This window comes from Rhodococcus sp. NPDC057014 (genome assembly GCF_042673295.1).
Taxonomy (GTDB): domain Bacteria; phylum Actinomycetota; class Actinomycetes; order Mycobacteriales; family Mycobacteriaceae; genus Rhodococcus_F.
Window position 1 is genome coordinate 1 of the sequence record NZ_JBHUSF010000513.1, and the last position, 3,786, is coordinate 3,786.

Sequence of the window (3,786 nt, forward strand, 5' to 3'; positions counted from 1 at the left end):
GTTGATCAGTCCGGCGCGGGAGAGGAACGTCTTCGCGCCGTCGAGGCCCTGGACGTCACTGAAGCTGGCCATCACCCCGGTCGAGCCGTTGGCGTACCAGATCGAGTAGGTGCCGGCGTAGCCCGGACCGTCGATGTGGGCGGCCGCGGTCCGCGGGATGTTCTCCACGATTTCGTTGTCGGTCGAGGTGGTGTCGTTCTGGAAGCCCTGCCGGATCCCGAGGACCCGTTTCTTCGCCTCGGCGGCGTCGACGCTGAGAATGATCGACTGGTAGTCCTGGTCGGAGATGCCGGCGGTGAGCGCGGCGCCCTCTTTCAGGGTGCATTGCATTTCCAGTCCACCGTTCTCGGTTTCGCCGCTGGTCTTGCAGTTCTCCAGATCTGACCGCAGGGACGCCGGAAGCGCGGCCAGCACAGTGTCTTTCGTGGTGGGAACCTGCGTGTTTCCGGTGCCGGAGGCGCCGACCTGTTCCGCGTCGGCGGTGTCCCCGGCCGCGGCGGTGTCGGTGACAGCGGGCTGATCGGCGGCGCTGTGGTCGTCGCCGGTGAGGGTGATCGCCCCGATCACCCCGGCGGCGATGACCGCGGCGGCGGCCGCGGCGCCGATCACCGTCCACTTCTTGTGGCCCGCACCCGTGTCCGCCGCCGGTGTGGGGGTGGGGGTGGGGTGCCATGCCGGGGTCGGCCGGTCCGGGAGGGGTGCGGTCGCGCCCGGCCCGCCGGGGCGTTCGGGGGCAGATGTCGGCGGGGTGGGGTGGGTGTACCGGGTCCCGCCGCCGGCTGCGGCGGTGGTGGCGAGGCCGCGGACGATCGGGGCGGCGGCCGCGATGGCGCCCTGCGCGACGACGGTCTTCGGGTCGTCGAGGGTGGCGATCGGCCCGAGTGCCTTGAGGTGGTCTTGGACGATCGGGATCCGGGAGGACCCTCCGGTCAGATACAGCGCGTGCAGCCCGGTGGGGTCGGTGACGTGGGCGTCGGCAAGGGTGGCGCGGGTGAGGGTGACCGCCTTCTCCAAGGCCGGGGTGATGAGTTCCTCGAACTCCTCCCGGGTGATCTGGAACTTTTCGGTGTGCCCGCCGCCGGCGACGGTGATGGTCGCCGACGGTGCCTCCGAGAGCAGTTCCTTGGCGCGGCGGATCGAATCGTCGAGGGCGTGCCGGATATCGATCGGCGCCGACCGCAGGTAGTCACCGAGTTCGGGGTTGCGGGCGTCGAGTTGTTCATCGACCCACCGGCGAATGTAGGCGTCGAAGTTCTTCCCGCCGAGGCCGTTGTCGCCGCGCGCGGCCACCACGTCGAAGGTGCCGTGGTCGTTGGCGGCCAGCACGGCGATGTCGAGGGTGCCGCCGCCGAAGTCGAAGACCGCGATCTTCGCGCCGGGGGGCAGGGTGTTCGACCGCGAATAGTAGTGCGCCGCCGCCCGCGGTTCGGAGACCGTGGTGACCTGGGAGGGGTCGAGCCCGAGTTGGGCGGCGGCGTCGAGGAGTACCTGGATCTCGCGGGGGGACCATGCCTCGGGGTGGGTGAGCACCAGCTGGGCGGGGGCCTGCCCGGCGTGCGCGGCGCGGGCCCGGGCCATCACCGAGTCGAGGACCGCGGCGACCGGCACCGACGAGGGGATCGTGTAGCCGTTGACGGTGACCACGCCCTGCCCGATCACCCGTTTCGGGGAGGGCAGGTAGGCGGCGGGGTTGGTTTCGGCGCGGTTGGTGGCGACGTCGCCGACCGCGATCTGGTGGGGGGTTTCGACGAACACCGCCGAGGACATGGTGGTGCGGTTGTGGCTGAGCTGCAGCGCTTCCACCGCGCCGCTGACCGCGCCGGTGTGTGCGGCGGCGGTGTTGGAGGTGCCGAAGTCGATCCCCAGCAGCCAGTCCGGCCTAGACATTGATCCCCCTCGTGCTCGAACCCCACTGAATGCGCGCGGCGGCCGGTGCGGCGCGGTCGCGCCCGGGCATCATGTCACGCCGGCGTGGCGGCGGTGGCTGCGGCGGTCGGTGGAACATCACGGGTCGGTCCTTCCACAAAGCGTTCTCGGCGGGTGATGGTTGGATGCGGGCCGCGGGCGAAAGGTTCCCGCCGACGCGCACACACCCCCACCGACCCGGCCCGCCCTGGGGTTGGGTCTCAGGTGGCGGCGAGGGCGGCGTAGGCGTGTTGCAGCACGATCAGGGCGGCGTCCTCGGCCGCGGTCAGCGTCGACAGCGCCTGGGTGTGCGCCCAGCTCAGCTTCTGCTGCGCGGTCGCCCGCACCTGGTCCGGGCCCACACCGGCGGGGAGGCCGAGCTGCCCGGCCGGGGTGGGGTGTTCGAGGAGCCGGCGCAGTTCGGTGGTGACCGGGGAGCGGGGATCGGCCTCGAGCATGGCCTTGAGGTGTTCGAACAGCACCACGGTGTTCAGTGCGGGGTCGCGGCGCAGCTGGTCCACGACGCCGCGGATCTGGTCCCGGGCGGGGTGGGTGAACGCGAGTTGGTCGAGTTCGCGGATGATCCGGCTGGCCCGGTGCACGGCGGCGAACCGGCCCAGATGCTCCGAGAGCACGCCCCGCAACTGGGGGATCCCCGAGTGCGCGGTCAGCCAGTCGTTGAGGGTGGCGGCCCCGTGGGCGGCGACGTCGCGGCCCGCGGCGATGCCGTATTCGCCGAGCAGGTCGAGGAGCCGATCACGCACCGCCGCGGGCACCACGGTGGGGGTGTCGGTGTCGAGGAGGTCGAGCACCTCGAGCGGCCCGTATCCGGTCAGCGACGCCAGTGCGCGGGCGTCGGCCTCGGTGAGCGCCCCGGTGTGGGCGGTTTCGGCGAGCAGCCCGGCGATCGGCATCACCGTCATGACGGTGTCGGCGAGCCGGTCCGCCAGGACCCGGGCGTGGGCGATCGCGTGCTCGAGCGGATTACGTTGCCCCAGTGCGCCTTCCCCGAACCCGTCGGCGCGGGAGAGGACGCCGAGGGTGTTCAGTGGGGTGAAGCCGAGTTGTTTGAGGAAGGAGATCTCGTCGGCGCGGGGGGCGGAGTCGAACAGGAACACCGCGGCGTCGGCGTCGACGGAGGCGGTGCGGGTCTGCTCGTACCCGTCGATGAGGACCCGGCGGGTGCGGGCCTCGTTCTCGGCGGTCAGGGTGGCCAGGCCGGGGGTGTCGACCAGGGTGAAGTCGCGGATCGCCGCCGAGGGCAGCCACCGGTGCAGGTAGGCGACCTGCTCGGGGTCGACCCCGAGGTCGGTGGTGTGGCCGCGGGACAGGTGCAGCGGGCGGCGGGAGCCGTCCAGCAGGACCACCTCGGCGCGGGAGGGGGCGCCGTCCTGGTAGACGGCGACGATGCTGGTGGCCTCGAGGGCGGCGGTTTCGGCGACCGGCGCCCCGATCAGGGCGTTGACCAGGGTTGATTTCCCGGCCTTGAGGCGGCCGACGATCACGATCCGCGGCGGGGACCAGAGGATCTGTCCGATCCGGTTGGCGTGGGCGGCCAGGTCGGGGGCCAGGGCGGCGAGCGCGTGCAATGCCCGGTCCAGGCCGGCGCGCACCGGATCGACGGCCGGTGCGGTGGGGGTGGCGGTCACCGGGGATCCCCGCCTTCCGGGTCGGCGGCGGGTGTGGGGTGGGTGGACAGTTCGGCGATCAGGGCTTCGGCGCGGGTGATGTTGTTCTCGACCACCCGCAGGTTGTTCTGCAGGCGGGTCAGTTTCTTCTCCCGGGTGGCCTTGTCCGCCCGGGCGGTGTCCTCGGCGTCTTTGATCTGCCCCTGCAGGATCTCGATCGAGGCTTTGACGTGTTCGCGGTAGCGGATCACGA

General features: G+C 71.8%; 2 protein-coding genes and 1 pseudogene. All 3 read right to left on the reverse strand.

Annotated elements, in window-relative coordinates:
- The coding region (locus tag ACFTZB_RS43980; protein WP_378442054.1) for an Hsp70 family protein at window positions 1-1,887 on the reverse strand (1,887 nt) is incomplete at its 3' end.
- Window positions 1,888-2,126: 239 nt separating this feature from the next.
- Window positions 2,127-3,554 carry a GTPase gene (locus ACFTZB_RS43985; protein ID WP_378442057.1) on the reverse strand — a complete coding sequence of 476 codons (1,428 nt, stop codon included), beginning with the start codon at window positions 3,552-3,554 and terminating at the stop codon, window positions 2,127-2,129.
- Window positions 3,551-3,786: pseudogene (locus ACFTZB_RS43990) on the reverse strand (hypothetical protein); the annotation flags it as partial. The pseudogene ACFTZB_RS43990 and the gene ACFTZB_RS43985, both read right to left, overlap by 4 nt.